General features: G+C 72.4%; 25 protein-coding genes and 1 pseudogene. 16 read left to right on the forward strand and 10 right to left on the reverse strand.

Annotated features, from left to right (window positions below; genetic code table 11):
- The first annotated feature begins 45 nt into the window (after window positions 1-45).
- The 3 genes from ACIRVH_RS23025 to ACIRVH_RS23035 are packed head-to-tail and all read left to right on the forward strand — an operon-like array spanning window position 46 to window position 2,952.
- On the forward strand, window positions 46-288 hold the full coding sequence (locus ACIRVH_RS23025; RefSeq protein ID WP_403956143.1) for a ferredoxin: 243 nt from the start codon (window positions 46-48) through the stop codon (window positions 286-288).
- A complete protein-coding gene (locus tag ACIRVH_RS23030) occupies window positions 278-1,666 on the forward strand; it encodes an NAD(P)/FAD-dependent oxidoreductase (RefSeq protein ID WP_403956145.1) in 1,389 nt (462 codons plus the stop codon). The genes ACIRVH_RS23025 and ACIRVH_RS23030 overlap by 11 nt, the downstream gene beginning before the upstream one ends.
- A 56-nt stretch (window positions 1,667-1,722) precedes the next feature.
- Complete coding sequence (locus ACIRVH_RS23035) at window positions 1,723-2,952, forward strand: cytochrome P450 (RefSeq protein WP_403956146.1); 1,230 nt, start codon at window positions 1,723-1,725, stop codon at window positions 2,950-2,952.
- Between the two features lie 18 nt (window positions 2,953-2,970).
- Here ACIRVH_RS23035 and ACIRVH_RS23040 read toward each other — a convergent pair whose 3' ends face one another.
- Both ACIRVH_RS23040 and ACIRVH_RS23045 read right to left on the reverse strand, forming a co-directional pair.
- Complete coding sequence (locus tag ACIRVH_RS23040) at window positions 2,971-3,486, reverse strand: immunity 21 family protein (protein WP_403956148.1); 516 nt, start codon at window positions 3,484-3,486, stop codon at window positions 2,971-2,973.
- Window positions 3,487-3,509: 23 nt separating this feature from the next.
- Window positions 3,510-3,983, reverse strand: coding sequence for a rhodanese-like domain-containing protein (locus tag ACIRVH_RS23045; RefSeq protein ID WP_403956149.1), 474 nt, complete (start codon window positions 3,981-3,983; stop codon window positions 3,510-3,512).
- Between the two features lie 94 nt (window positions 3,984-4,077).
- Here ACIRVH_RS23045 and ACIRVH_RS23050 point away from each other — a divergent pair, with 94 nt between their 5' ends.
- Complete coding sequence (locus tag ACIRVH_RS23050; protein WP_403956150.1) at window positions 4,078-4,524, forward strand: Lrp/AsnC family transcriptional regulator; 447 nt, start codon at window positions 4,078-4,080, stop codon at window positions 4,522-4,524.
- 3 nt (window positions 4,525-4,527) lie between these two features.
- Here the strand turns inward: ACIRVH_RS23050 and ACIRVH_RS23055 are convergent, their stop codons facing one another.
- The 4 genes and pseudogenes from ACIRVH_RS23055 to ACIRVH_RS23070 form a co-directional block, all read right to left on the reverse strand.
- A complete protein-coding gene (locus tag ACIRVH_RS23055; protein WP_403956151.1) occupies window positions 4,528-7,518 on the reverse strand; it encodes an AAA family ATPase in 2,991 nt (996 codons plus the stop codon).
- Window positions 7,515-8,678 (reverse strand): exonuclease SbcCD subunit D, encoded by a 1,164-nt coding sequence (locus ACIRVH_RS23060; RefSeq protein WP_403956152.1) that lies wholly within the window; start codon window positions 8,676-8,678, stop codon window positions 7,515-7,517. The genes ACIRVH_RS23055 and ACIRVH_RS23060 overlap by 4 nt, the downstream gene beginning before the upstream one ends.
- A 217-nt stretch (window positions 8,679-8,895) precedes the next feature.
- Complete coding sequence (locus tag ACIRVH_RS23065; RefSeq protein WP_403956153.1) at window positions 8,896-9,453, reverse strand: IclR family transcriptional regulator; 558 nt, start codon at window positions 9,451-9,453, stop codon at window positions 8,896-8,898.
- 92 nt (window positions 9,454-9,545) lie between these two features.
- Window positions 9,546-9,677, reverse strand: a pseudogene (locus tag ACIRVH_RS23070) (helix-turn-helix domain-containing protein); the annotation flags it as partial.
- Between the two features lie 292 nt (window positions 9,678-9,969).
- Between ACIRVH_RS23070 and ACIRVH_RS23075 the strand changes: the two are divergent.
- The 7 genes from ACIRVH_RS23075 to ACIRVH_RS23105 all read left to right on the forward strand — a co-directional run bounded on the left by ACIRVH_RS23075 (window position 9,970) and on the right by ACIRVH_RS23105 (window position 15,241).
- Complete coding sequence (locus tag ACIRVH_RS23075; protein WP_403956361.1) at window positions 9,970-10,224, forward strand: hypothetical protein; 255 nt, start codon at window positions 9,970-9,972, stop codon at window positions 10,222-10,224.
- Window positions 10,161-10,718 carry a helix-turn-helix domain-containing protein gene (locus ACIRVH_RS23080; RefSeq protein ID WP_403956155.1) on the forward strand — a complete coding sequence of 186 codons (558 nt, stop codon included), beginning with the start codon at window positions 10,161-10,163 and terminating at the stop codon, window positions 10,716-10,718. The genes ACIRVH_RS23075 and ACIRVH_RS23080 overlap by 64 nt, the downstream gene beginning before the upstream one ends.
- A 453-nt stretch (window positions 10,719-11,171) precedes the next feature.
- Complete coding sequence (locus ACIRVH_RS23085; RefSeq protein ID WP_403956156.1) at window positions 11,172-11,438, forward strand: acyl carrier protein; 267 nt, start codon at window positions 11,172-11,174, stop codon at window positions 11,436-11,438.
- On the forward strand, window positions 11,422-12,291 hold the full coding sequence (locus ACIRVH_RS23090; RefSeq protein WP_403956158.1) for a thioesterase domain-containing protein: 870 nt from the start codon (window positions 11,422-11,424) through the stop codon (window positions 12,289-12,291). The genes ACIRVH_RS23085 and ACIRVH_RS23090 overlap by 17 nt, the downstream gene beginning before the upstream one ends.
- Window positions 12,246-13,205, forward strand: a complete 960-nt coding sequence (locus tag ACIRVH_RS23095; protein ID WP_403956160.1) for an acyl-CoA dehydrogenase family protein — start codon at window positions 12,246-12,248, stop codon at window positions 13,203-13,205. Before ACIRVH_RS23090 ends, ACIRVH_RS23095 begins: the two co-directional genes overlap by 46 nt.
- Window positions 13,187-13,927 carry a 4'-phosphopantetheinyl transferase family protein gene (locus ACIRVH_RS23100; RefSeq protein WP_403956162.1) on the forward strand — a complete coding sequence of 247 codons (741 nt, stop codon included), beginning with the start codon at window positions 13,187-13,189 and terminating at the stop codon, window positions 13,925-13,927. Before ACIRVH_RS23095 ends, ACIRVH_RS23100 begins: the two co-directional genes overlap by 19 nt.
- A 15-nt stretch (window positions 13,928-13,942) precedes the next feature.
- Complete coding sequence (locus tag ACIRVH_RS23105) at window positions 13,943-15,241, forward strand: NAD(P)/FAD-dependent oxidoreductase (RefSeq protein WP_403956164.1); 1,299 nt, start codon at window positions 13,943-13,945, stop codon at window positions 15,239-15,241.
- A 6-nt stretch (window positions 15,242-15,247) separates the two neighbouring features.
- Here the strand turns inward: ACIRVH_RS23105 and ACIRVH_RS23110 are convergent, their stop codons facing one another.
- A complete protein-coding gene (locus ACIRVH_RS23110) occupies window positions 15,248-15,868 on the reverse strand; it encodes a MerR family transcriptional regulator (RefSeq protein ID WP_403956166.1) in 621 nt (206 codons plus the stop codon).
- A gap of 115 nt (window positions 15,869-15,983) precedes the next feature.
- Between ACIRVH_RS23110 and ACIRVH_RS23115 the strand changes: the two genes are divergently transcribed.
- Entirely contained in the window at window positions 15,984-16,382 is a 399-nt protein-coding gene (locus tag ACIRVH_RS23115; RefSeq protein WP_403956168.1) for a DUF3291 domain-containing protein, read from the forward strand.
- A 31-nt stretch (window positions 16,383-16,413) separates the two neighbouring features.
- The gene (locus ACIRVH_RS23120; RefSeq protein ID WP_403956170.1) at window positions 16,414-17,859 is read left to right on the forward strand and encodes an MFS transporter; all 1,446 of its coding nucleotides are present in this window, start codon (window positions 16,414-16,416) and stop codon (window positions 17,857-17,859) included.
- 48 nt (window positions 17,860-17,907) lie between these two features.
- Here the strand turns inward: ACIRVH_RS23120 and ACIRVH_RS23125 are convergent, their stop codons facing one another.
- The 3 genes from ACIRVH_RS23125 to ACIRVH_RS23135 all read right to left on the reverse strand — a co-directional run bounded on the left by ACIRVH_RS23125 (window position 17,908) and on the right by ACIRVH_RS23135 (window position 20,040).
- Entirely contained in the window at window positions 17,908-18,534 is a 627-nt protein-coding gene (locus ACIRVH_RS23125) for a YigZ family protein (RefSeq protein WP_403956172.1), read from the reverse strand.
- Window positions 18,535-18,595: 61 nt separating this feature from the next.
- Window positions 18,596-19,144, reverse strand: coding sequence for a SixA phosphatase family protein (locus tag ACIRVH_RS23130; protein WP_403956174.1), 549 nt, complete (start codon window positions 19,142-19,144; stop codon window positions 18,596-18,598).
- Window positions 19,141-20,040, reverse strand: coding sequence for a hypothetical protein (locus ACIRVH_RS23135; protein WP_403956176.1), 900 nt, complete (start codon window positions 20,038-20,040; stop codon window positions 19,141-19,143). The genes ACIRVH_RS23130 and ACIRVH_RS23135 overlap by 4 nt, the downstream gene beginning before the upstream one ends.
- 142 nt (window positions 20,041-20,182) lie before the next feature.
- On the opposite strand from ACIRVH_RS23135, the gene ACIRVH_RS23140 reads away from it, so the two are divergent.
- The 3 genes from ACIRVH_RS23140 to ACIRVH_RS23150 all read left to right on the forward strand — a co-directional run bounded on the left by ACIRVH_RS23140 (window position 20,183) and on the right by ACIRVH_RS23150 (window position 23,736).
- Window positions 20,183-20,590 carry a CoA-binding protein gene (locus ACIRVH_RS23140; RefSeq protein ID WP_403956178.1) on the forward strand — a complete coding sequence of 136 codons (408 nt, stop codon included), beginning with the start codon at window positions 20,183-20,185 and terminating at the stop codon, window positions 20,588-20,590.
- Between the two features lie 203 nt (window positions 20,591-20,793).
- Window positions 20,794-22,431, forward strand: coding sequence for an APC family permease (locus tag ACIRVH_RS23145; protein WP_403956180.1), 1,638 nt, complete (start codon window positions 20,794-20,796; stop codon window positions 22,429-22,431).
- A gap of 75 nt (window positions 22,432-22,506) precedes the next feature.
- Window positions 22,507-23,736, forward strand: a complete 1,230-nt coding sequence (locus ACIRVH_RS23150) for a 4-hydroxybenzoate 3-monooxygenase (RefSeq protein ID WP_403956181.1) — start codon at window positions 22,507-22,509, stop codon at window positions 23,734-23,736.
- Window positions 23,737-23,738 lie beyond the last annotated feature (2 nt).

Raw genomic sequence — 23,738 nt, forward strand, 5'->3', positions numbered from 1 at the left:
GTGGTGGCGCGCACCGGACCTGGCCACCTGAAGGACGGAGCGTCGATGAGGCTCGTCGTCGATCTCAACAAGTGTCAGGGGTACGCCCAGTGCGCGTTCCTCGCGCCCGACGTCTTCGCCATGCACGGCGAGGAGGCGCTGATCTACAACCCGCGGGCGCAGCAGGAACAGCGGGAGCGACTGGCCCGTGCCGTCGCCGCCTGCCCGGTGCAGGCGATCACGGCCGACGGGCTGGACGGCACGGGTGTCGACGCCGCGTCCGGCCAGGAGGCGTCCGATGGTCACTGACTACGTGGACTGGCTCAGGCGCGACGGCCGGATCGTGATCGTGGGCGCCTCGCTGGCCGGTCTGCGGGCCGCCGAAACGCTGCGCGCCGAGGGCTTCGCCGGTGAACTCACCCTGATCGGAGACGAACCGTACGATCCCTACGACCGGCCGCCGCTGTCCAAGAGCGTCCTGCTGGGCAAGGCGGACCCGCTCCACACCGAACTGCCCCGGCGCCGCGAGATCGACGCGAAGTGGCGCCTCGGCGTCCCGGCGGCGGGCCTCGACATGACCGCGAAACGGGTGCGGCTGGCCGACGGGGACGAGGTCGAGTACGACCGCCTGCTGATCGCGACCGGTGTGCGCGCCCGGCCCTGGCCGAAGGAGTCGGAGGCGCAGCTGGACGGCGTCCTCCTGCTGCGGACCCGGGACGACGCGGCCGCCCTGTACCGGCGGCTGAAGGCCGGTCCGCGCCGCGTGCTCATCATCGGCGCCGGGTTCTCCGGGTCGGAGATCGCCTCGGCCTGCCGGGAGATGGGCCTCGCGGTCACGGTGGCGGAGCGCGCGGGCGCGCCCCTGGTGGGAGCCCTCGGCGGGGTGGTCGGCGCGGTGTCCGCGGAGCTGTACCACGAGAACGGTGTGGACCTGCGCACCGGTGTCATGGTCACCGGCCTGGAGGGCGACTCGGTGGGCCGGGTGAAGGCCGCCCATCTGTCCGACGAGAGCGTCGTCGAGACGGACCTCGTGGTCGTCTCGCTGGGCTCGACGCGCAACACCGAGTGGCTGACCGGGTCGGGGCTCGGCGCGGGTCCCCGGGGCATCGCCTGCGACGCGGGCTGCCGGGCCTTCGACTTCCGGGGCATCGTCACCGACGACATCTTCGTCGCGGGCGACGTCGCCCGGTCCCCGCACGCGCTGTTCGGCTACCAGTTCCTCTCCCTGGAGCACTGGGGCAACGCCGTCGCGCAGGCCGAGATCGCCGCGCACAACATGATCAGCCCCAGCAGCGACCGCCGCCCGCACCTGTGGGTGCCTGCCTTCTGGTCGTCGCAGTTCGGCGTGAACATCAAGTCCGTGGGCGTCCCTCCCATGGGCGAGCAGATCATGATCACGCAGGGTTCCCTGGCGGATCGCCGTTTCGTCGGCGTGTACGGCTACCAGGGCCGCGTCATCGCCGCCGTGAGCTTCGACAACACCCGGTGGCTGGAGTTCTACCAGCGGGAGATCGAGCGAGGTGCGCCGTTCCCGGTGGAGTACCCGACGGTGGACCGCCGCCCCGAGGGCCGCCAGCCGGTCCCGGCCGACTTCCCCGACCCGTCGCTGCCGACCCACGGCCCGGGCGTGACTCTCAGCGGCTACTCGCCGACCGACCGGCAGCTCGTCTTCACCCCGGCCCACTGACCCGGCGCCCGGGCCCCGCTCCCACTCCACGGACCTTCACGCCCCAAGGACTCCGCATGACGCACGCCCCGCTCCTGCGCCAGATCACCGACTTCGCGAACCGCGCCAACCCGTATCCGCTGTACGAGGAGCTCCGCAAGACCCCGGTGCTGCACGAGGAGGAGGACGGTCCGTACCTCATCAGCTCGTACTGGGACATCAAGAACCTGCTCCACGACCCGCGGATCAGCTCCGACGCCACCAACCTCACCGCCCCGGGCGACGACGAGCTGTCCGGGCCGGAGGCGACGGGGCTGCCGCCGAGCTTCATCCGGCTCGACCCGCCGGAGCACGACCGGCTGCGGCGGATCGCCAACAGCTCCTTCGGACCGCCGCACCGGCCCACCCGGGTCGACTCGATGCGCGGCGAGCTCGCCCAGATCGTCACCGACCTGATCGACGGCTTCGGGGACGCACGGCAGATCGACGTGGTCGACCAGTTCGCGTACCCCTTCCCGGTGACCGTGATCTGCCGGCTGCTGGGCGTGCCGCGCGAGGACGAACCCCGCTTCCGGTCCTGGGTGGACCCGATCGTCGCCGGCCTGGACCCCGACACCCGCACGAGCGCCGAGTCCATGAAGACCGCGCAGGAGGCCCGGCTGCAGCTCGGCATGTACCTCAACGGGCTGGTGGAGAAGCGCGCCAAGGAACCGCACGACGACATGCTGTCCGACCTGGTGAACAGCCACGGCCCGGACGGCCCGATGACCACGATGGAAGTGCTGAGCACGGCGGTGCTGCTGCTCATCGCCGGTCACGAGACGACCGTCAACCTGATCACCAACGGCATGCTCACGCTGCTGCGGTACCCGCAGTACCTCCGGCGGCTGCGTGACGACCCGGGCCTGTCCGTGAAGATCGTCGAGGAACTCCTGCGTTACGAACCGCCGGTGCAGCTCGTGCCGCAGCGCACCTGCATCACCGACATCGACGTGCGCGGTGTCACCATCCCCAAGGGCTCGCGGATCTGGCTGGTCCTCGGCGCGGGCAACCGGGACCCGGAGCGCTTCCCCGAGCCCGACCGGTTCGACCCGGACCGCGAGGACATCCAGCACCTCGGGTTCGGCAGCGGCATCCACAGCTGCTTCGGCGCTCCGCTGGCCCGGCTGGAGGCCCAGATCGCGCTGGCCGAACTGGCCCGGCGGCTCGACAATCCCCAGCTGGTCGAGGACCCGCCGCCCTACCGCCCGAACGCCGTGCTGCGCGGCCCGCGCCACCTGGAGATCACCTTCGACGGCCTGCGGTGACGGCGGGAGTGGTCTGGTTCAGTCCGCGAGCCGTCTGAGCTGGACCAGGCCGACCCAGGTCTCGGGGCCGGGCTGGGCGTAGGCGGCGCGCACCGCGTACGGGCCCGGTGCCAGCGGGACGCGCAGGTGCTCCTCGCCCTCCGCCGCGCCGCCCGGCCAGGCCGAGTCGAACAGCACCACCGGGCCGGGCACGTTCCAGCGGATCTCGTGTTCCCACACGGCCGCGTCGAGCGCGCCGGGGATCTGGGCCAGCAGCTCGCTCTCGGAGTTCGCGGCGGACCAGCGCACGAAGGTGCCGTGGTCGGGCAGGTACGAGGTGGAGGCGGGTTCGTCGCCGAGGACGAGGGCGGTGCTGTCGCCGACCGGGAGCAGGCCGATGTAGCCGTCGACCTCGCACGCGCGGTCGTAGTCCGTGGCGAGCTCCTCGCTGTCGGCGCCCGCCCAGAACGGCAGCACCGTCTCCGGTACGGCTATCAGCGGGCCGCCGCCCGACTCCACCCACTCCAGTACGCCTGGATCCGCGTATCGAGCCATGGGCAGAACCTACACGGCGGGCGTCAGCAGCCGCACTCGCCGTCCACGGGTGCCGTCAGCGGGTCGGCGTCCCGGCGCACCGGCCCCTGCCAGGTCTCGTAGGCGAAGCCCTCGCGCGCCCAGTACTCGAAGCCGCCGAGCATCTCCTTGACCTGGTAGCCGAGTTCGGCCAGGGCGAGGGCGGCACGGGTGGCGCCGTTGCAGCCGGGACCCCAGCAGTACGTCACCACGGGCACGGACTTGTCGAGGAGCTGTTCGGCCTGCTGGGGAATGAGCGCGGTGGGCAGGTGGACCGCACCGGGGACGTGCCCCTGGTCCCAGGACTCGGTGGAGCGGGAGTCGATCACGACGAAGCCGGGGTCGCCGTCGGCCGCGAGCGCGGCGGCCACGTCGGAGACGTCGGCGTGGAAGGCCAGGGAGGCCCGGAAGTAGGCGGCGGCCTCGGCGGGGGCGGCGGGGGCGACCCGCAGAACGGGGTTCACGGAGTGGGTGATCATGGCCAGAAATCTATGGGGCCGGGCCGGGTCCCTGAAGTGGAGAACCCCGGGCTACCCCTTGATCGGCCGGGGATTTCCCTGCTATCCATCCGGGATGACCGTGTATTCCCCGGACGCCACCGACTGGCGCATCCTCGAGGTCCTCCAGCGGGAGGGCCGGGCCAGCTACGCCGAGCTGGCGCGCGCCGTCTCCATGTCGCCGAGCGCGGTCACCGAACGGGTGCGCCGGCTGGAGGAGGCCGGTGTCATCCAGGGGTACGCGGCGGTCGTGGACCCCGAGCGTCTCGGCCTCCCGATCCTCGCGTTCGTGCGGCTCCGCTATCCGAACGGCAACTACAAGCCGTTCCACGACCTGGTGGCGGTGACCCCGGAGATCCTCGAGGCCCACCACGTGACCGGTGACGACTGCTTCGTCATCAAGGTCGCCGTGCGGTCGATGCCGCATCTGGAGGAGATATCCGGCCGGATCGGCGCGCTGGGTTCGGTGACCACAAGCGTGGTGTACTCCTCACCTCTGCCCCGCCGTCCGCTCGGCCGCTGACCGTCACCCGCCCCGCTGCCGCAGCGACGACCCCGACCTGCCCTTGACGACCTCCAGCTGGGCGTGGATGCGGCGGCGCAGGTCGGCGACATGGCTGACGATGCCGACGCTGCGGTCGCGTTCGCGCAGCGAGTCGAGGACGTCCAGGACCTCGTCCAGGGTCTGGTCGTCGAGGCTGCCGAAGCCCTCGTCGATGAAGAGGGTGTCCAGGCGGACGCCTCCGGCCTCGTCGGTGACGACGTCGGCGAGGCCCAGGGCGAGGGCGAGGGAGGCGAAGAAGGTCTCGCCGCCGGACAGGGTGGCGGTGTCCCGCTCGCGGCCGGTCCAGGCGTCCACGACGTGCAGCCCGAGGCCGCTGCGGCCGCGTCCGGTGCGGTCGTCGGAGTGGACCAGGGTGTAGCGGCCGGACGACATGCGCTGCAGCCGTACGGTTGCGGCGGCGGCGACCTGCTCCAGGCGGGCCGCCAGGACGTACGACTCCAGGCGCATCTTGCGTTCGTTGTCCGCGGAGGTGCCCGCCGTGAGCGCGGCCAGGCGGGCCACCCGGTCGTACTCGGCGCGCAGCGGGGCGAGTGCGCGTACTCCCGCGGCGGCACGGGCGGAGAGGCGGTCCAGCTCGGTGCAGCAGCGGGCGGCCGCGTCCCGTGCGGAGGCGGCCGCGCGCAGCCGGCGTTCCGCCTCGGCCGCCGTCCGCTCCGTCTCGGTGAGGTCGGCGGGCGGCTGTTGCGCGGCGGCCGCGGTGTCGGCCTCGGCCAGCACGGCGCGTACGGCCGCCTCCTCCGACTGCCAGGCGTCCAGGCGGTGTTGGAGGTCGCGGTGGGCCGCGTCGTCCAGCAGGGCGGCGGCCGCGGCCTGCGGAGTGTCGAAGCCGGCGCGGTAGGCGGCGTCGGCGAGGCGGGCGTCGGCGTCCTTGAGCCGCTGCGCGGCGTCCTGTGCGGCGCTCGCGGCGTGGGCGGCGTCGGTGAGCAGCGTCGCCTGCCGCTCCAGCTGTGCGGCGCGGGCGGCCACGCTGACCGCCGCTCCGCGCGCCTGCGTCAACTCCTGCTCCAGGACGCCCTGTTCACGTTCCAGGGTCTCGCGTCGGGTGAGCCGGGAGGCGGCCCGTACGGCGGCCTCCTGGCGGGCCTGGAGGCGCTGCTCGCGCTCGCGCTCGGCCCTGCGCAGCTCCTCCTGGGCGGCGTGCAGGGCGGAGGCGTCGCGGCGGGCGCGCGCGTGGTCCTGCTCCAGCTGGTCGGCCTCGGCGGCGAGCCGCGCGGTGGGGGTGTCGCCGGCTTCGGCGGTGGCGGCGGCCAGGGCCTCGCGCACGACGCCGAGACGGCGTTCGTCCTCGCTGTGCTGTTCCTCGGCGCGCTGATGGGCGGCCTGGGCGCGCTCCTCGGTCTCGCGGTCGACGTGTCCGGCGACCTTGCGAGCGGGGGCGGGGTGTGCGGTCGCTCCGCAGACGGCGCAGGGTTCGCCGTCGGTGAGGTGCGCGGCCAGCTCGGCGGCGATACCGGTCAGGCGCTGTTCCTTGAGGTCCAGCCAGTGGGCGCGGGCGTCCAGGGCGCGTTGCCCGGAGGCGAGGGCACGGCGCTGTGCCTCCTCCAGGTCGGCGGCCAGCTCGTCCCGGGTCCGCGCGGCGTGCAGGCGCCGTCGTGCGGGCTCGCGCTGGACGGCGAGCTGTTCGGCGCGAGTGGCCGCCTCCTGCGCGGTCTCGGTGCGGGACTGCAGGGCCGCCCGCGTTGCGTCCCACTCGGCGAGCCAGGCGTCGGCCTCGCGCAGGACGTCCTCGTCGGCACGCTCCTGCCGGTCCAACCCGGCCCGTTCCTCGACCAGTTCGGTGAGCCGTCGTTCGGCGCGCCGGGCCGATTCGAGACCGCCCAGCTCCTCGGCGGCGCGGCGGGCGGCGGCCGCGAGGCCCGCGGGGCCGGCGTCGGCATGGGAGCCGGGAAGCGTACGGCGTGCTCGCGACTCGGCCCCGGCGGCCGCGCCGTGCTCGGTCTCGGCGGCCTCCCGCAGCTCCAGCGCGGGCGCCACCGCCTCCGCCTTGCGGGCGCGCGTCATCCGCTCCTGCGCCTCCCGGTGGGCTCCGGCCCGCTCCTGAAGGCGTTCGGCCCGCTGCCGGGCCTCGGCGAACCGGCCCTGCAGCCGGGCGAGTTCGCGTACGTCGTCCAGGGCGCGCTGCGCCGCGGCCCGGCCGGAATCGGCGGCGGCCAGGCGGCTGTGGGCGATGGTGAGGCGCTCCCGCGCGGTGCTGCGGGCCACGGCCGCGGCACCGAGGACGGCCTCGGCCAGGCCGGGCTCGCCGGGGCTCAGCTCGGGCAGCTCCATCGCGTCGCCCGCCGCCTGCTGCATACGGTGCGCGTCGGCGAGGAGCGCGGCGTCGCCCTCCCGTACCCGGGCCTCGGTCGTGCGCCGGCGCTCCGCGAGCCGCTTCTCGACGTCGGCGAAGCGCCGGGTGTCGAAGAGGCGGCCCAGGAGGCGGCCGCGGGCCTCGGCGTCGGCGCGCAGGAAGCGGGCGAAGTCGCCCTGGGGCAACAGGACAACCTGGCAGAACTGCTCGCGGCTCATGCCGAGCAGCTGGGTGATCTCCTCGCCGATCTCCTGGTGGGAGCGGCTGAGGTCCTTCCAGGCGCCGGTCGTGGCGTCGTACTCGCGCAGCCAGGTCTGGGCCTTGTCGACCGTGGTGCCCGTGCCGCGCAGCTTCTTCCGCTCCCACGGCGGCTGCCGGGTGACCTCCAAGCGGCGTCCGGCGACGGTGAGTTCGAGGCGGACCTCGGTGCGGGTGCCCGGCTCCGCGTGGTCGCTGCGCAGGTGCATGCCCTGGCCGCTCTGCCGGGCGCCGGGCACGGAGCCGTAGAGCGCGTAGCAGACGGCGTCCAGGACGGAGGTCTTGCCCGCGCCGGTGGGGCCGTGCAGCAGGAAGAGCCCGGCGGCGGACAGCGCGTCGAAGTCGACGGCCCGGGAGCCGCCGAACGGGCCGAAGGCGGTGATGTCGAGCCGGTGCAGCCTCACCGGGCCACCTCCCGTACCACGTCGTCGGCGCGCACCGCGTCGAAGGCCTCGCCGAGCACGGCCGCCTCCTGCTCGTCGGGCCCGGCGCCGCGCACATGGGCCACGAAGTCCTGGGCGATCTGCTGGTCGCTGCGGCCGGCCAGGCGCCGGGCGTACGACACCTCGGGGTCGTCCGGGGCCCGTTCCGGGTCGAAGACCAGGCTGAGGGTGTGCGGGAAGCGCTCGGTGAGCCGGGCCATGGGGTCGGCCGGGCGGACCGGGTCGGTGAGGGTGGCCTCGACCCAGGCGTCCTCGTGAGGGGCGAGAGCGGGGTCGGCGAGGAGGTCGTCCAGGGCGCCCCGGATGCGGGCCAGCGGGCGTGGCACCGGGCAGTCGAGCCGCTCGGCGGCGACCGAGCCGTCGGCGTCCAGGTCGACGAGCCACATGCTCTTGCGGTGGTCGGCCTCGGAGAAGGAGTACGCCAGCGGGGAGCCGGAGTAGCGCACGCGCTCGGTGATCGTCTGGCAGCCGTGCAGATGGCCGAGCGCCACGTAGTCGACGCCGTCGAAGACCCCGGCGGGTACGGCGGCCACTCCGCCGACGGTGATGTCCCGCTCGCTGTCGCTGGCCTGGCCGCCGGTGACGAAGGCGTGGGCGAGGACGACGGAGCGGGTGCCCGGCGGGCGGCCTGCGAGGTCGGCGCGGACGCGGTCCATGGCGGCGCCGAGCACGGCTTCGTGACCGGCCCTGTCCACCGCGAACTCGTCCTTCACCAGCGCCGGTTCGAGGTAGGGCAGCCCGTAGAAGGCCACGTCGCCGTGGGCGTCGGTCAGCACGACCGGGGTGCCGGCGGCGGACGGCTCGGTGCGCAGATGGATGCCGGCGCGGTCGATGAGTCCGGCGCCGACGCCGAGGCGGCGGGCCGAGTCGTGGTTGCCGGAGATCATCACCGTGGGTACGCCGAGGGCGGCGAGGCGGTGCAGGGCGTCGTCGAACAGCTCGACCGCGGCGAGCGGGGGCACCGCGCGGTCGTACACGTCCCCGGCCACGACCACCGCGTCCACCGCGTGCTCGCGCACGGTGGTGACGAGGTGCCCGATGAAGTCGGCCTGGGCTCCGAGCATGCTCACCCGGTGGAAGGCCCGGCCGAGATGCCAGTCGGACGTGTGCAGCACTCTCACGACACCGCTCCGGCCCGCACGACTACCCCATCCACACCTCAAGGACCCGCGCGAACCCGGACAGGCTCGCGCACAGCACCCACCACGCTAATGCCTCGGCACACCTGATCCACCACGGACCTCGATGCGCGACCGACAACCATGCCCGGTATGCCTGGAAATCACCTTGTTGTAAACAAAAGTCGGCTGCCGCGCGACCGGACGGTTGTCGTGAGCGTCACGTGCCGACCTCCACGTCGCGCCAGCCGTTCGGGCGGATGCTCCGGGCGATGGCCTCGGCCGCGGCGCGGACGTGGGGCAGCAGGCGGACCGGCTGGACGAGGTCGACACGCCCGACCGCTCCGACGGCGGCGACGACGGCGCCACGGCTGTCGCGCACCGGGACGGCGAGCCCGCCCCACCCCTCGGTGAGCATGCCGCGGACCAGCGCGTATCCCTCGCGTCTGACCCGCACCAGGCAGCGGCCCAGTGCGGGGCCGTCCGTGATGGTGGCGGACGTGTACGCGGGCAGCGGACCGGCGCAGATCGCGCTCTGCACGGACTCGCCGGCATGGGCGAGCAGCACCAGGCCCACCGAGGAGGCGTGCAACGGCAGGCGGCCGCCCGGGTGGGTGTAGAGCTCGGCGAGATCGGCCTGGTTGGTCATGACGGACAGGCAGACGCTCTCCACACCGTCACGTATGGCCAGCGTCGCCCCGACCGAGGTCTGTCCGTGCAGTTCGACCAGATGCGGCTGGGCGGTCTCGGCCAGGGACGAGCTGCGCGGGGCCAGCACGGCCGTCTCCCACAGGCGCAGGCCGATGCTGTAGCCCCCCGTTCCAGGGCCCCCCAGCCGGTGAGCTTGTTGACGATGCGGTGAACGGTGGCGACCGGCAGCCCCGAGCGCCGGCTGATGTCCGACAGCGTCAGGGTCCGGTTGTCGCGGTCGAAGGCGCCGAGGATGCTCAGCGTCCGGTCGACGACGGAGCACTCCGGGGCGCCGGAGGGGGAGGTGGTCATCCCGTTCAGTTCCCTTCACCTGCACGTCTGGGGTGCTTGTGTACGCGTGCTGGCACCAGGCGTGAACTGGTGACGGGCGGCCATCGCTATCATCAAGTCTTCAAGCAGCACTAGGAAGGTCGATCTCGGAACGTTCATGGTCGATTTCGCTTCGTTACCGATCCCTGTCGTCCCGTACACCCCGATCTGCCGACCAGGCCTCGGTATCGCGATGTCGACCCTGCGCGACTTGCGCCGACGGGCACCCATGGAGTTGCTCGCCGCTCCGCATCGGCTCGAATTCCACCAGATCATGCTGGTGACGAAAGGCCGGGGAAAGTACTCGGTGGACTCCGCTTGCATACCGTGCTCCGCCGGCACACTGCTGTGGACCCGGCCGAACCAGGTGATCCAGGCGTTCCCGGACGACATGGAGGGCGAACTCCTCATGTTCACCGAGGCGTTCCCGCTGCCGATGCACGCGGGCTCGGGCTGCTGGACGATGTGCTGCGCCCCAGCCACTGGCAGCTCTCCGACACCGAACTGCCCTTGTTACAACAGGGCCTGACGCTGCTCCAGGAGGAGTTCGCACGGCCCGACCGGGGCATGGGCGAGCAGATGCTCAAGCATCTGCTCGCCGTGGTGCTCATCCGCATCGACGAGGTGTGCCGCCTGCGTCACGACGAGGCCCACACCGGCGCTCCGAGCGGTGAGGCGGGCGAGCTGTTCGTCCGCTTCCGCCAGGAGCTCGACAACGCGTACCGCTCCACCCGGCTGGTGGAGGACTACGCCACCAGGCTCAACTGCAGTACCCGCGCCCTGTCCCGGGCCTGTCGCGCCGTCGCCGGTACGTCCGCCAAGGACGTGATCGACGCCCGGGTCGCGCTCGAGGCGCGCCGGCTGCTCGTCCACACGGACCTGCCGCTCGCCGCCATCGCCCGCCATCTCGGCTTCTCCGAGGTCACCAACTTCGGCAAGTTCTTCGTGCGGCGCGTGAATACGGCACCGGGCGCATTCCGGCGGGACGCCAGGGCCCTCAACCAGCCCGCATCCGACGATTAACCTGGAGTTCTTTCCACTCTCTGGAAGAGCGGTTGTTCAGGAATCCGGAACCTGGCAAGACTGTGGCCTGCGTGCTTCGGGCGGCCACTCCGAAGACACCGTGGACCTGCAGATCCGTACCAGAAAGAGCGATCTGACCTTCGCTCGACCCGACCACCCGCCAGATTACTGACGAGTTGTTGTCTGCCCTCCCCCGGCAGTGAATCCCCACCGCAGAGCACCGCTCAAATCTCCCCGATTCCTCGTCCGGCGCCCCACTTCCAGCCGGCGTTCCGGGATTGCACCGCGCCGACCGGGCGGAAACCCGGTTGGCCGAGCAGTCATGCTCGCAGCACCGTCCACGGGCCCTCGTGCGCCCGTATGCCCCCCATCACGACGGGCCGGTGCCCGCCCACATCAACCGCACGCGCCTCCGGCACGCCCGGAGCCGCGCCTGAGGAAGGACGACCCACCATGGCCGTAGTGACCGCTTCCGAGGCCGAGACCTGGCTGATCGAGAAGATCGCCCACCGCCTCGGCGTGGCGCCGGGCGAGGTCTCGCGCGAGGTGTACTTCGACGAACTGGACCTCGACTCGACCGAGGCGCTCATCCTCGCGGGCGAGCTGGAGAACTGGCTCGGCTTCGAACTGAGCACGACGACGCTCTGGTACCACCCGACCGTCAAGGACCTGGCGTCCTTCCTGGCCGAGGAGAGCGACCGGCGTGCGACCGCCGCGTGACCGACGGCCGCCGGTGGCCCTGGAGTTCAGGGCCACCGCGGCCGGCCGCCGTACCGTCTACGTCGTCCACCCCGGCGCGCTCGCGGCGCAGGTCCACCACGGTCTGGCGGACGCGCTGCCGGAGGGCGACGGACTGACGGTCCTGGACTTGGGCGCCCTCGACGAGTACGCGCGGGCGGCGCTGAACGGCGGCCGGGCCGACACGACGGTGGAGGCCCTGGCCGGCCGGCTGCTCGCGGCGATGGAGCCGGTCCGGGTGCCGTACACGCTCGCCGGCTGGTCCTTCGGCGGTGTGCTCGCCCTGGCCATGGCCCAGGCGATGCCGGCCGAACGGCGCCCCGAGCGTCTGGTGCTCCTCGACAGCATCGCGCCCGCCGAGGAGTACAAGCAGCCCGACGAGGCGCTCGAACCCGACCTGCTCCTCGGCTGGTTCGCCATGTACCTCGGGGCCAAGCGGGGCAGGCCGATCGGGCTCGCCCCCGAGGCGCTGACCGGCCGCGGGACGGACGACGGGCTGCCCGTCGTGCTCGACGCGGCCGTCGCCGCCGGGGCCCTGCTCCCGGACACCCCGCTGCCGGGACTGCGCAAGCTCTACGACACCTACGTGGACGGACTGTTGCGCAACAACCGGCTGACGGCCCCGTACCGGCCCGCTCCCGCGCCGCTGCCCCTGGTGCTGGTGCAGGCGGACGGCAGCCTCGTCCCGGACGATCCCACGCTCGGCTGGACACCGCTCGCCCCGCAGGGCGGGCAGCGCGGCGGGGGCGGAGGGAGCGAGGGGAGCCGGAGCAGCGTCCTGTCGTCGAAGTGCCTTACACCGGGCGTCAGTTGGCGGAGTCCTTCGCCGATCTGATGGTGGCGGACGCGGTGTGCCTGGGCGCCGTCCGCAGCGTCCAGGCCTCGACCGGACAGGTGAGCGTCTTCTCCTCTGCCGCCAAGTACCTGGTGCCGACCCTGCTGGAGGACACCCTGGCGCGGCTGAACGTGGTGCTCGGGGCTCGCGTCTTCCTGCGCACCCACCCCCGCTTCGGCATGCACCAGAAGATGCTGCGCGACGTCCTGGTGACCAACATGGCCGACGGGAACACCGTCGTGAACCTGCGCAACATCGGCCACCAGCTGGGCTCGCTGCTGGAGAAGGGCCGCGGCTCCGACGCCGACGTGCGTGCCGAGGCGGCCGCGCGGGTGGCCGTGCTCTACAGCATGGACGCCGAACTACCGGTCTACCGGCCCGCGTTGCAGGAGCTGTCCAACCGGGGCCTGGACGACGCGGTACTGGCCGCACCCGACTCCCTGATCCGGCTGCGGGTGCTGGCCGACCGGGCCGCGGACAAGGACCGCGACCGGCTGCTGCTGGCCGCCGACGTGGCGACCGAACTGCTCGGCCGGCTGCTCCCGCTGGAGGAGCGGGCGGACCGGCTGCGCGCCGAGCTGGGCCGTGGCTTCGCGCACTCGGCCGAGCTGTTCGACCTGGCCAAGGAGTACTGCCTGGTGCACGCGGCCGCCGCGTGCGCGCACACCTACGTCCACTCGCACGGCCTGATGGCCGAGCCGCTGCCGAGCCCCTCACTGCTCCTGCTCCAACTGGAGCGCATCAACCGGCAGTTCCACCCGTACGAGGCCTACCGCGACCCGGCCGCCGTGGACGAGGTCCTCGCGGTGCTGACCCGGCTGCACGACGACAACCGGCTGCTGTCGCACTGGCCGGTCACGCTGGCCGAGCGGACCGCGCCCACGGAGGGTGCCCGGTGCGCGGAAGCCCGCTGACGCACGCCGACGCGGGGCCGGACGCGGGAGTGGCCGATCTGTGGACGCTGCCCGAGCACCGGGTGCCGGAGCTGGCCGCGCGGCTGGGCGGCCCGGACCTGCTGGCCCCGGACGAGCGCATCCGGCACGACCGGCTGCTGCGGACCGGCTCCCGGCGCCGCTTCCTGGGTGGGCGGCTGCTCGCCCGGCTGGCCCTGAGCACCCGCACGGGGCTGCCGCCGGACACCTGGCGGTTCGTCCGCGGTGCGGGCGGGCGCCCGGAGCCGGTCCCGGACACGGCCGGGCTGCGCTTCAACCTGTCCCACACGGACGGTCTGATCGTCTGTGTGCTCACCCGGGGGCGCGGCTGCGGTGCGGACGTGGAGCGCGTCCCCTTCGACGCGGAGAAGACGCGTCTGCTGAACGCCTTCCTGGGCCCGGCGGACCCCGACCTGGCCGCGAGCGAGCGATGGGTGCTGGCCGAGGCCTATCTCAAGGGGATCGGCGTCGGTCTTGCGGGCGGCCTGAAGGACCTCCGCTTCCGGCACCAGGGCGGCGGGCGGTTCACCGTCACGGACGGGCGCCGGCCGGACCTGGCGCGCCGCTGGCGGCTCGACCTGCTGCGCCCCACCGAGCACCACCTCGTGGCCGTCGCGACCGAGGGCGGCGGCAGCCTGCGCCGGCGCGAGCCCGGAACCGTCCCCTCCCGTACTCCCCTCACCTCCCTTCCCGACCCTCTGTGACCGTAAGGACCTGCCATGTCCCAGCACACGCCGACCGTCGCCGTGATCGGCGCCGGCCCCGCCGGTCTGTCCGCCGCCTACCATCTGCGCGACCGGGCCCGGATCACCGTCTTCGAGCGTGAGGACCGCCCCGGCGGCCACGCCAACACCGTGGAGGTCGAGGAGAGCGGGCACCTGCTCGGCCTGGACACGGCGTTCATCGTCTGCAACCGGCGCTTCTACCCGCAGCTGACCGGGTTCTTCGACGAGCTCGGCGTGGACACCGTCCCGCATCCGGGCGGCTTCACCTTCTTCGACCTCGACAGCGGCCTCGAGTACGGCACCGAGGAGCTGGAGCTCGACGAGGGCGCGATCGAGGAGCGCTACGCAGCCGAGTACCCCGGGTTCCCGGACGTCTGGCGGGAGGTGCGCCGCTTCCACGAGGAGAGCCGGCGCGACTTCGTCCGCGGCCGTGCCGACATGTCGATGGGCGACTACCTCGACCAGGGCGGATACAGCGAGGAGTTCCGCCACTCGTATCTGATCCTGCTCTGCTCCGCCGTCTGGTCGGTGCCGGCCGAGCTGGTCTGGGAGATGCCGGCGGCCACGGTCATCGCGTTCTTCGTCGGCCACGACGAGGGCGGCCTCGGCGGCCGGCGGGTGGACTGGCGCACGGTGGGCGGCGGTTCGATCTCCTACGTGCGCAAGGCGCTCGCGGCGACCGGCCCCGACCTCCGGGTCTCCTCACCGGTCACCGCCGTACGGCAGGAGGCGGACGGGGTCACCGTGACCACGGCCGCCGGCTCCGAGCGGTTCGACCACGCGGTGCTGGCCACCCACGCCGACGAGGCGTTCGCCCTGCTGCAGAACCCCACGAGCGCCCAGCGCACCGCCCTGGAGGGCGTCCGCTACAGCAGGTCGCGGGTGGTGCTGCACACCGACCCGACGCTGATGCCCAGCGACACCGAGAGCTGGCGGGCCTGGAACTACGGCAAGGTCCAGGAGGACGGCGCGACCCGCTGCTTCGTCACCTACTACCTGAACCGGCTGCAGGACTTCGAGGCCGAGCGGGACTACTTCGTCACCCTCGACCCGCCCCGCCCGGTCGACCCGGAGACACTCATCCGCGAGTTCGACTACACCCACCCGGTCATCGACATGGCGCTGCGCGAGCGGCAGTCCGTGATCTACGACGCCAACGAGGGCACCCGGGTCAAGCTGGCCGGGTCGTACTTCCACTCCAAGCAGCTGGGCCCGGACCTGATCGGCTCCCACGAGGCAGCCTTCTCGGCCGGCTCTCAGGCCGCGGCCGAGATCCTGCGCGAGCTGTCCTGACGCGTCTCAGTGTTCGGTGTGCCGCCGTGCCGACTCGTTCTCCTGGGCCATGCGCCGGAGCGCCAGCAGCGCGGGCTCCAGGAGGACGGTCAGCAGCAGCGCGTGCTCGGCCAGCTCCAACGGGTCCTCGATGCCGTCCAGTTGGTCGAGGTCGAGGACCGCGGTCCGCTCGGCGAGCCGGGCGTACGGCAGCAAGGTGTGCCAGTCCCGCGGGACGCCCAGCGAGCGCAGCGAGGCCAGGGTCTCGGCGAGCGCGGCACGGGCGGGCGCCGACTCGTGCACGTTCCAGCCCAACTCCTTGACGAGTGCGTCGACTTCGGCGGCCTCGGGGGCCTGCTCGGCGGGCTCCTCGGCCAGCCGGATCGCGCCGAGGGCGAGGCCGAGGGTGAGGTGGGTGTCGCCGGTGTGCTGGTCCAGGGCGTCGAGGAGGTCCCGGGTGGTGCTGACGGACAGCCCGCGCACACCGGTCAGCGCGCGGATCAGGCGGAGCCGGCGCAGGTGCTGCTCGTCGTACTCGGCCTGGGTCGCGGCGGTCTGCCGGCCGGCCGGGAGCAGGCCCTCACGGAGGTAGTACTTGATCGTCGTGACGGAGACGCCGCTGCGGCGGCTCAGCTCGGACATGCGCATCGGATCGGCTCCGCTCTTGAAAACTGGATACCTCTACTGTCTAACATAGATAGTAGAGGTATCCAATTTTGGGTCCCTCACCTCGCCCTGCCTCTGACCCGAGAAGGCCACAGCCATGCCGACCCTGCCCTGGACCACCGTCAACAAGCCCGCGCCGGATGCCGAGGCGTTCGTCATGGCGTCCCGCCTGGAGGTCCGCTCCCTCAAGGACGTACCGCGCTTCTTCCTCAAGTCCCTGGTCGCCTGGAGGCAGGTCTCCGGCGCGCCCGGCGCCTACGGCGCCTCGCTGATCGCCGAACCCTTCAAGCGCACCTTCTGGACACTGTCCGCCTGGCAGGACAAGGACGCGCTCTACACGTACGCCCGGACCGAGCCGCACAAGTCGATCATGACCGGCCTGCGGCCCACGATGAAGCACTCGGTCTTCACGTTCTGGGAGGTCCCGGCGGCCGGCCTGCCCATCGACTGGTCGGACGCCAAGCGGCGGCTGGCCGAGCAGAACACGAACGCCTGACCCCGCCCACCCTCATCAGGAGACCCCCGCCATGACGCTGTCCGAAGAAAACCCGGTCCTCGACGATCCGGTCGTCGCCGACCCGGAGCGCACGGGTCGGCGCGTTCCGCTCTGGCTCGCGATCGTCGCCTGCAGCGTGCCGATGTTCATGGTCGCGCTCGACAACCTCGTCGTCTCCACGGCCCTGCACACCCTGGCCGTCGACCTGAAGGCCGACACCCAGCAACTCCAGTGGTTCGTCAACGCCTACGTCCTCAGCTTCGCCTGCCTGCTGATGACGGGGGCCGCGCTCGGTGACCGGTTCGGCCGCCGACAGGTGTTCGTGCTCGGCATCATCGTGTTCACGCTGGCCTCCGCGGGCTGCGGTCTCGCCGACACCAGCGCCCAGCTGATCACCTTCCGCACGGTCCAGGGCTTCGGCGCGGCGGCCGTGATGCCGCTGTCGCTGACCCTGCTGTCCCAGGCCGTGCCGGACCGGATGCGCGGGCTGGCACTGGGCCTGTGGTCGGGGATCAGCGGCCTGGCCGTCGCGATGGGCCCGGTGGTCGGCGGTGCGGTCGTCGACGGGCTGGACTGGCGGTGGATCTTCTGGATCAACGTGCCGGTGGGCGTCGTCGCCGTCCCCCTCATCCTGCTGACGCTGCGCGAGAGCTCGCTGCCGGGGATCCGCCTCGACCTGGTCGGCATGCTGCTGGCCGCGGCCGGACTGTGCGCCGTGGTGTGGGGCATCGTGCACGGCGACACGGACGGCTGGCGTTCGGCCAAGGTGCTGGGCGCCTTCGCCGGAGGTGCGGTGCTGCTCGCCGTGTTCGTGCTCCGGGAGGCCCGGGTCGCGCAGCCGATGCTGCCCCTGTCCTTCTACCGGATACGGGCCTTCACGCTGACCAACATCGTCTCCGCGGCGATGTACTTCGGTGTCTTCGGTTCGCTGTTCCTGCTCGCCCAGTACCTGCAGATCGTGCCTTCGCGGACCCCGCTGGAGGCCGGTGTGCGCACCCTGGCCTGGACGCTGATGCCGATGTTCGTCGCCCCCGTCGCCGGTGTGCTCACGAACAAGGTCGGCGGCGGCCGGCTGATGGCGCTCGGCCTGTTCCTGCAAGGGGTGGGCCTCGGCTGGATCAACCTGGTCGCGGACACCGACACCGCGTACTCGGCCATGGTCGGCCCGATGATCGTCGCGGGCATCGGCATGGGCTTCGTCTTCGCACCCACGGCCGCGGTGGTGCTCGCCTCGGTCGCCAAGGAGCACGCGGGCAAGGCCTCCGGCGCGAACACCACGGTCCGCGAGATCGGCGGGGCGCTCGGCATCGCCGTCCTCAGCACGGTGTTCGTGGCGCACGGCAGCACCCACGGGCCCCAGGAGTTCGTCGACGGCCTGCACCCCGCGGTGTGGGTGGGCGTCGCCGTGGTCCTGGTCGGCGCCCTGTGCGCCCTGGGCATTCCCCGCCCGCGGAGCACGGCCCCCGAGGAGGCGTGAACGTCTGAGCCGCGTGCGGTCCGGCCGTCCCGGTACGGGCGCCGGACCTCACGCGTCTCCGTAGGCCTCTCCGCCCAGCTCGAACCCGGCCGAGCCCGCCGTCGCATCGGCCAGCCACGCGCGGAAGGCGTCCACGTCGGCGTCGGGCAGGCCGATCTCGATGGTGACGGCCTCGCCGTAACGGACGTCCCGGACCTCCCGCCCGGTGGCGCGCAGATCGTTCTGGATCTTGCCGGCGCGCTGGTGGTCGACGATCACCGTGGCCAGCCGGAAGCGGCGCCGGGTGAGCGTGCCCACCTCGTCCAGGGCCTCGCCGACCGCTCCGCCGTAGGCCCGGATGAGCCCGCCCGCACCGAGCTTCACACCGCCGTAGTACCGGGTGACGACGGCGACGACGTACCGCATCTCGCGGCGCAGCAGCATCTGCAGCATGGGCACGCCGGCGGTGCCGCCCGGTTCGCCGTCGTCGCTGGCCTTCTGCACGGACGCATCGGCGCCGATGACGTACGCCCAGCAGTTGTGCGTGGCGTCGGCGTGCTCCTTGCGGACGGCCGCGACGAACTCCTGGGCCTCCTGCTCGGTGGCCGCCGGGCCGAGGGCGCACAGGAAGCGGGAGCGGTTGATCTCGGTCTCGTGCACGCCCGCGCGGGCTACGGTGCGGTACTCGTCCTGCATTCCGTCAGCCTATGCGAGCGCCGGGCCGTCCTTGATCGCGGTGCGCGGCGGCCGGCACCGGCTACTCCTTCTCCTTCCTGCCCCGCGGCACGATGAACGAGGTCAGCAGGGCGGTGCCCGGAGCCAGGGCCGGCCAGCCGGTGGCGCGCCAGGTCAGCACGGCGATCGCGGAGGTCGGGAACTTCACCCGCACCTGCTCGAGCGTGCCCTCCAGACCGTCCCCGGCCAGTTCCAGGACCAGCTCCTCCAACCCGGGGTTGTGCCCGACCAGCAGCAGCGTCTCCACCTCGCGCGGCGCCTCGCGCACGACCTCCAGCAGCTCCGGTACGTCCGCGCCGTACAGCCTGCGGTCGTAGCGCACCCGGGGCGGCGTGCCCCACTGGGCGGAGGCCAGCTCCCAGGTACGCCGGGCACGTACGGCGGTGGAGCACAGGGCGAGGTCGGGCAGGCAGTCGGCCTCGGCGAGGGCGCGCCCGGCGGCGGGGGCGTCCCGCAGGCCGCGCGGCGCGAGCGGACGCCGGTGGTCCTCGACGCCCTCGGGCCACGCGGACTTCGCGTGCCGCAGGACGACCAGCCGGCGCAGCGGGCCCGCGCCCGCGCGCTCGATCACGCGAGGCTCCCGAGGTCACGGGCGAGGTCGAGGGCGAGCAGGCGGTCCGCGTACACGTACGTCTCGAACCGGGCCCCGTCGGGCAGCTCCGGCGCGCTCTCCACGTCCCGCAGCACAGCCAGCACCCCGGGCAGGTCCAGATCGTCCTCCCACGCGGCCCGCAACCGCGCCCGCACCGCATCGGGCACCGGCCGCGAGGGCTGCCGCGCCCACCCGGCGACGGCCCGCCGCCAGCGGGCGAGACGCTGCGCCGCCTCCGCGAGTTCGTCGGCGTCCAGCCGTACCGCCGTGTTCCGGGGGACGGAGAGGAGGGCGAGGCGCAGCGCGGTGGGATCGGAGAGGAGGGCCGCGAGGCTCAGAGGGGGCTGGTCACCCGGCGAGCGGGGTGCGGGGGCCTGCCCGGCAGTGGGGGCGGTGTGGGGTGGCGTGTCCGAAGTGATGCCCGAGCCGTGTCCGCCGGCACCCGCACCGCTGCGCGGCGATCCGCCCGACCCGCCGAGCCGCTCCTCCTCCCCCGGTTCCGCCGCCGTCCACACCGCCGGGGCGACCGTCAGCAGGGGACCCTCGCTCGGCATGGTCCCGGTGTCCTCGGACACCACGTGGATCACCTGCGCCTCTCCCAGCCCGGACGCGAGGTCGCGGCCGTCCTCGAAGGGGCGGATGGCGAGGGTCGTCCCGGCCGTGCGGAGTTCGGCGTGCCGGTGGGGTGCGGTGAGGATCGTCCAGACGGGGGTGCCGCCGAGTTCCAGGGCGCGGACGAGGACGTCGGCGGTGAGCAGTACCCGCAGGGCCGTCAGGTCGAGGCCGGAGGCGTAGGCCTCGATGCGGGTCAGGCCACGCCGGGCGGGCGCGGCGGCGATGGGCTCACCGGTTCGGGCGTCGAGGATGCGCAGCACGGCCCGAGCGTAGGCGTGCGGCGGGCCGTACGCAGGCACCTTGCGCCGATTCCGGTCACCGTGGCGGGGTTCCGGGGGGAATCAGCACCTGAAGGGCGCTGTTCTGCCCCGACGACAGTGACCGCAGCCCGAGGAGGCAGCCGTGTACGGCGACGAAGCGACGATCCGCAGGATTCTGACCGAGCTGGGCGACACCTGGGCGGTGGTCGGCCTGTCCGCCAACCGGCGCCGGGCCGCGTACGGCGTGGCGCAGGTGCTGCAGCGCTACGGCAAGCGGATCGTGCCGGTGCACCCGAAGGCGGAGGCGGTGCACGGCGAGCAGGGCTACGCATCCCTCGCGGACATCCCCTTCGAGGTCGACGTCGTCGATGTCTTCGTCAACAGCGAGCTGGCCGGAGCGGTCGCCGACGAGGCCGTCACCAAGGGCGCGAAGGCGGTCTGGTTCCAGCTCGGAGTGGTGGACGAGGCCGCCCACGAGCGGGCCCGGGCAGCCGGACTTGGCATGGTCATGGACCGCTGCCCGGCGATCGAAATCCCGCTCCTGAGCTGACCTGTCTCACCTTCTTCTCACAATTCACGGCTGAATATTGACATTCGAGTCACCCCCTGACCTGTGCGAACACTGAGGCCAAGAGGGGCAAGATCCGAGGTCAAGACTTCACCAAGAGTCTTTTGGCGAAGCAGAAAGCGTCCCTACTGTGTGGCGCTGTTGTTCGTTAAGTCTGCGTTAAACGATCTGAGAGGCCACTTGACATGGTGAAAGTCGACCATGCGGCGCCCATAACCGCGAAGGACCAGGGCGGCCTGCGCCGTGACGTCGGCCTGATCGGTCTGATGTGGGCCTCCGTGGGCTCCATCATCGGCTCCGGCTGGCTGTTCGGCGCCGAGAAGGCGGTCGTGGTGGCCGGCCCCGCGGCGATCATCTCGTGGGTGATCGGCGCGGTGGCCATCGGGCTGCTGGCGCTGGTGCACGCCGAGCTCGGCGGCATGTTCCCGGTGGCCGGCGGCACGGCCCGCTACCCGCACTACGCCTTCGGCGGCCTGGCCGGCATGTCGTTCGGCTGGTTCGCCTGGCTCCAGGCGGCCACCGTGGCACCGATCGAGGTCGAGGCCATGATCGGCTACGCCAAGCACTGGAGCTGGGCCGACGGACTGCAGCGCGCGGACGGAACGCTCACCGCGAGCGGAATCGTCACTGCGGTCGTCCTCATGGCGGTCTTCGTCGCGGTCAACTTCCTCGGCGTCCGTGTCCTCGCCCACACCAACAGCGCCGCCACCTGGTGGAAGATCGCCGTCCCGCTCGCCGCGATCTTCGTCATCGCCATCGGCAACTTCCACCCGGGCAACTTCACCTCCGAGGGCTTCGCGCCCTTCGGTGCCAAGGGCGTCCTCGGTGCGATCAGCTCCAGCGGCATCATCTTCGCGCTGCTCGGCTTCGAGCAGGCGATCCAGCTGGCCGGCGAGAGCCGCAACCCGAAGCGTGACCTGCCCCGCGCGACCCTCGGTTCGGTCGCGATCGGCTCGGTGATCTACATCCTGCTCCAGGTCGTGTTCATCGTCGCGCTGCCGCACGCCTCCTTCGCGCACGGCTGGGCGAAGCTCGACTTCGCGGGCATCAGCGGCCCCTGGGCGGGTCTGGCCACGCTGGTGGGCCTCGGCTGGCTGAGCTTCGTCCTGTACGCCGACGCGATCATCTCTCCCGGCGGCACCGGCCTGATCTACACCACCGCCACCTCCCGCATCTCCTACGGCCTGGCCAAGAACGGCTACGCGCCGAAGGTGTTCGCCAAGACGGACAAGCGCGGTGTGCCGTGGTTCGGCCTCGTGGTCTCGTTCGTGACCGGTATCATCTGCTTCCTGCCGTTCCCCAGCTGGCAGGAGCTGGTCAGCTTCATCACCTCGGCGAGCGTCCTGATGTACGCGGGTGCGCCGCTGGCCTACGGCGTCTTCGCCGACCGCCTGCCGCACCACGAGCGCCCGTACCGGCTGCCCTTCGGCAAGTTCGTCTCGCCGCTGTCCTTCGTGGTCGCCAACCTGATCATCTTCTGGTCCGGCTGGGACACCCTGTGGCGGCTCGGCGCCGCGATCCTGATCGGCTACGTGCTGCTCGGCTCCTACGCCTGGTACGCGATCCGCAAGAACCTGCCCGACGCGCCCCGGCTGGACTTCAAGGCCGCGCAGTGGCTGCCCGGATACCTGGCCGGCCTCGGTGTGATCTCCTACCTGAGCACCTTCGGCGGCGACGGCACCATCCCGCTGTACTGGGACATCGCGGTGGTCACGGTGTTCTCCCTGGTCATCTACTACTGGGCCAAGGCCACCGCCTCGAAGCCCGAGGCGATCGAGCGCAGCATCGAGGAGGTCGTGGTCACCGACGCTCCGGCGCACTGACCCCGCACCTCACCCGGTGTCCCGTCAGCCGCGGCAACTCCGCCGTGGCTGACGGGACACCGTCATAATGCCGGGGTGACGCACCCCTCCCCCCACCCCAACTCCAACTCCACGCCCGAGGAACGCCGTACGGTCGTCGTCGTGGGCGCCGGGCCCGCCGGGCTCACCGTCGGCACGATCCTGCGGGACGCCTCCGTCGACTGTGTGGTCCTGGAGACCGAGAGCAGGCAGTTCATCGAGACCCGGCCGAGAGCCGGCGTGATCGAGGAATGGGCGGTGCGTGAACTCGCGCGGCGCGGCCTGGCGGCGAACCTGCTGGAGCGGGCCCAGGTGCACGACACCTGCGAGTTCCGCTTCGGCGGCGAACGGTTCCGGTTCTCCTACGGCGACCTCACGGGCCACCACCACTACGTCTACCCGCAGCCGCTGCTGGTGGCGGACCTGGTGCGGGAGTACGCCGACGTACGCGGCGGCGACATCCGCTTCGGTGTGCGCGACGTACAGCTGCACGACCTGGACTCGGACCGGCCCGCGGTGTCGTACCGGTGCCCGGAGACCGGTGAACGGCGGCTGCTGCGCTGCGAGTTCGTAGCGGGCTGCGACGGGGCGCGCGGGGTGACCCGGGACGCGATGCCCCCCAAGGGGACGCGGATCGCCCGGCAGGACGACGGCATCGGCTGGCTGGCCCTGCTCGCCGAGGCCCCGCCCTCCTCCGACTGCGTCCTGTTCGGCGTCCACCCGAACGGCTTCGCCGGACACATGGCCCGCAGCCCCGAGGTCACCCGCTACTACCTGCAGTGCCCGCCCGGCGACGATCCCGGGAACTGGCCGCACGAACGGGTCTGGGCGGAGCTGCGCACCCGGCTCGGCGCGGCCGGCGCACCGCCGCTGACCGAGGGCCGGCTGATCGAGAAGCGGGTGCTGGACATGCACCACTACGTCGTCGAACCCCTCGTCCACGGACGGCTGTTGCTGGCCGGGGACGCCGGTCATCTCACGGCGCCGATCGCGGCCAAGGGCATGAACCTCGCCCTGCACGACGCGTTCCTGCTCGGCGACGCGCTCGTCGGTCACCTCACCCGGGGCGACGGGAGCGGCCTGGACGGCTACTCGGAGGCGTCCTTGCGGCGGGTGTGGGACTACCAGGAGTTCTCGCAGTGGCTGTCGGACGTCTATCACGGGGTCGCCTCGGGTGATCCCTTCCGGGCCGGCACCACGATCGCCCGGCTGCGCCGCCTGTTCACCTCGCCCGCCGCCGCGGCTGCCTTCGCCGAGCAGTACCTGGGCTCGGCCGCCGCGTTCTGAGC

Source organism: Streptomyces sp. NPDC101165, from assembly GCF_044768135.1.
GTDB lineage: Bacteria > Actinomycetota > Actinomycetes > Streptomycetales > Streptomycetaceae > Streptomyces.

Bases quoted from the DNA above. Each gene is read 5' to 3' on its own strand.
- ACIRVH_RS23145 (WP_403956180.1), top strand. From the start codon at position 20,794: ATGGTGAAAGTCGACCATGCGGCGCCCATAACCGCGAAGGACCAGGGC.
- ACIRVH_RS23025 (WP_403956143.1), top strand. From the start codon at position 46: ATGAGGCTCGTCGTCGATCTCAACAAGTGTCAGGGGTACGCCCAGTGC.
- ACIRVH_RS23115 (WP_403956168.1), top strand. From the start codon at position 15,984: ATGCCGACCCTGCCCTGGACCACCGTCAACAAGCCCGCGCCGGATGCC.
- ACIRVH_RS23050 (WP_403956150.1), top strand. From the start codon at position 4,078: ATGACCGTGTATTCCCCGGACGCCACCGACTGGCGCATCCTCGAGGTC.
- ACIRVH_RS23120 (WP_403956170.1), top strand. From the start codon at position 16,414: ATGACGCTGTCCGAAGAAAACCCGGTCCTCGACGATCCGGTCGTCGCC.
- ACIRVH_RS23035 (WP_403956146.1), top strand. From the start codon at position 1,723: ATGACGCACGCCCCGCTCCTGCGCCAGATCACCGACTTCGCGAACCGC.
- ACIRVH_RS23110 (WP_403956166.1), bottom strand. From the start codon at position 15,868: ATGCGCATGTCCGAGCTGAGCCGCCGCAGCGGCGTCTCCGTCACGACG.
- ACIRVH_RS23105 (WP_403956164.1), top strand. From the start codon at position 13,943: ATGTCCCAGCACACGCCGACCGTCGCCGTGATCGGCGCCGGCCCCGCC.
- ACIRVH_RS23045 (WP_403956149.1), bottom strand. From the start codon at position 3,983: ATGATCACCCACTCCGTGAACCCCGTTCTGCGGGTCGCCCCCGCCGCC.
- ACIRVH_RS23040 (WP_403956148.1), bottom strand. From the start codon at position 3,486: ATGGCTCGATACGCGGATCCAGGCGTACTGGAGTGGGTGGAGTCGGGC.
- ACIRVH_RS23085 (WP_403956156.1), top strand. From the start codon at position 11,172: ATGGCCGTAGTGACCGCTTCCGAGGCCGAGACCTGGCTGATCGAGAAG.
- ACIRVH_RS23125 (WP_403956172.1), bottom strand. From the start codon at position 18,534: ATGCAGGACGAGTACCGCACCGTAGCCCGCGCGGGCGTGCACGAGACC.
- ACIRVH_RS23075 (WP_403956361.1), top strand. From the start codon at position 9,970: ATGCTGGTGACGAAAGGCCGGGGAAAGTACTCGGTGGACTCCGCTTGC.
- ACIRVH_RS23030 (WP_403956145.1), top strand. From the start codon at position 278: ATGGTCACTGACTACGTGGACTGGCTCAGGCGCGACGGCCGGATCGTG.